This is a genomic window from Promineifilum sp. (SeqCode), assembly GCF_041918635.1.
Taxonomy (GTDB): Bacteria; Chloroflexota; Anaerolineae; order Promineifilales; family Promineifilaceae; genus Promineifilum.
Genome location: NZ_JAYRVJ010000652.1, coordinates 1 through 2,543 on the forward strand (window position 1 = coordinate 1; position 2,543 = coordinate 2,543).

At 64.5% G+C, this 2,543-nt stretch carries 1 protein-coding gene; it reads left to right on the forward strand.

The features are described from left to right. On the forward strand, positions 1 to 2,348 hold a 2,348-nt coding region (locus tag ACE3UY_RS19190), incomplete at its 5' end, for an AAA family ATPase (RefSeq protein WP_374689090.1). Between the last annotated feature and the right edge of the window lie 195 nt (positions 2,349 to 2,543).

Here is a 2,543-nt window from a genome sequence, read left to right on the forward strand (position 1 = left end):
ACGCGCTGGCCGGCGACCGGGCGGGGGCGCTGGCCCAATACGAGGCCGGCCGCGAGGTGTTGTGGTCGGAGTTGGGCCTCGAGCCGTCGCCGGAGACGGTCGCCCTGCTGGAAGAGGTTAAAGCCGGGCGCTACAGCCGGCTGGCGACGGACGAGATCATTCGCCCGCCGGCCAGGGCGCGCCACAACCTGCCGGCCGACACCACGCCCTTCATCGGCCGCGAGCTTGAGTTGTCGCAAATCAGCCGTCTTCTAACCCACGACAGGCAGCGACTCGTGACCATCGTCGGGCCGGGCGGCATGGGCAAGACGCGGCTAGCTCTGGCCGTAGGGACGGTCTTACTGGAGCGGTACGAGGATGGGGTGTACTTCGTGGATTTGGCGCCGGTCGACCGGGCAGAGGATATCCTCCAAGCCATCGCCGTGGCCCTCGACTACCAGGCTCCCGACCGGTCAGGAGCGTTAAAGCCCCAGCTAATGACGGCCCTGGCGCAGCGTCGTCTGCTGTTGATTCTGGACAATTTCGAGCAGGTGCTCGACGGAGCCGTGCACGTCAATGAGATTCTCCAGACGTGTCCACAGATAGCCATCCTGGCGACTTCGCGCGAGCGGCTGCACCTGACCGGTGAGAGCCGCTACGAGTTGGGCGGCCTCGACTTCCCGCAAGAGATGACGGCCGAGGATGCCTTGGACTACACCGCCGTCCGGCTTTTCGCGGAGAGCGGCCGTCGCGCCCGGCCCGACTTTGAAATCAACGCCGGCAATGTGGCCGACGTGGCGCGCATTTGCCGCCAGGTGGGGGGCATGCCGCTGGCGCTGGTGCTGGCGGCGGCCTGGCTGGAACTGCTGACCCCGGCCGAGATCGCCGCCGAGATCGACCGGGGGTTAGACTTCCTGACCGTCTCGCTAAGCGACCTGCCGGAGCGGCAGCGCAGCATGCAGACCGTCTTCGCCTGCTCCTGGCAGTTGATGCCGCTCGAAGAGCAGTCAGTCATGGCCGGGCTGAGCGTCTTTCGGGAAAGCTTTACGCGGGAGGCGGCCGAGGCGGTGGCCGGAGCGAATCTGCGCGTGCTGCTGGCCCTGGTCAATAAATCCCTTCTCCAGCGCCGTCCGGACAGCGGACGTTTCACCATCCATGAGCTCCTGCGACAATTCGCCGCCGGGCAACGCCGCCGGGACGATCCGGGGCGGCAGGTCGAACTGGCTCACTGCCACTACTATGTGGGGTTGGTGAAGTCGGAACTCCACCGGCTGCACGACCTCGCCCCGACGTACGCCTCCGTCCGATTCACCGACGACACGGACAACATCCACCGGGCCTGGACGTACGCCATCGAGCATGGTCTGGTCGAGGAAGCGGCCGTCCTGGCCGGGGGACTTTACGCCCTGGCCAACGCCCAGGGCGTTCGCGCGGATACCCTGTTTGAGGAAGCCAGGCAACGGCTGGCGCAGCGCGGCGTGGCCGAAACACACCCGGCCATGGTGCGGCTGGGGTATATCGCGTTGCTATGGGAGTCCGGGCTGCACGAGCCAGCTCGCGTCATCGAGTCAGCTCTGGCGTTCGTCCCGTTTGCTGAAGCGCATGGCGATCCTGAAGCCTTGTTGTGGCTGTATCACCTGATTGCCTGGCTCTATGTGCTGATAAGAGACCCGCGCTGTCTGATCTGGGCCGAGAAGATCACTAGCGCCGCACGGGCATTGGATGACGAGCTATACCTGTACGGGGGGGAAGCCTACGAAGCCATCGCGCGCATTACGCTGGGCCGGATGGATTCGACAACACTCCCCAGATTGGAGACCGTCCTGGCCTATCTGGAAGCGATTTCCTCCCCACCCAGCCTGGTATTCGAAGTACTGGAGGCGCTGAGAGAGGGGTTTCTGGCTGTTGAGAACATCGAACAGGCCCTTCATTACAGCACGCGAAGCCTCAACGCCGCTAAAGGCTGGCGCAATCTCTACGGCATCAGCGTCGCTGCCTATCGGTTAGCCGAGATGTCTATTCAGGCGGAGCGTCCCGTGGAAGCCGCGCGCCATCTGCTCGACGCGCTCGATTGGCATGTGGCTATCGGTAAGGGGTGGCAGACGAGCGGATGTCTGATGAGTCTGCACATCTCCTTCGCGCCCCTGTTCGGGGGCGGTGAACGGGCCGTGCCCGTTCTCTCGATGGTCTACCACCACCCGGAGGCCATCCCCGGCTTCCGGGCGCAAGTCACCGCCGCCCGGCCGCAATTCGAGGCGGAGATGGGCGCGGCTGCCTTCGCCGCGGCCTGGGAAAGGGGCCAGGCGCTGGACTTCGACGCCGCCGTGGCCCAGACGCGCGCGGCGTTGGTCTCTGTCGGGCAGGGCTGAAAAGAGCTCACGCAAAGAACGCTAAGTAAGCCAAGAACGCAAAGAAAAAAGGGCTTCTTAGCGTTCTTGGCTTACTTTGCGCTCTTTGCGTGAGCTTCTTACTCCCCTACTTGCAAGATAACCTTGCCTACATTGCGATTCGCCAGGACGTGCTCATGCGCCGCCTGGGCTTCGGCGATGGGGAAGACGCTATCG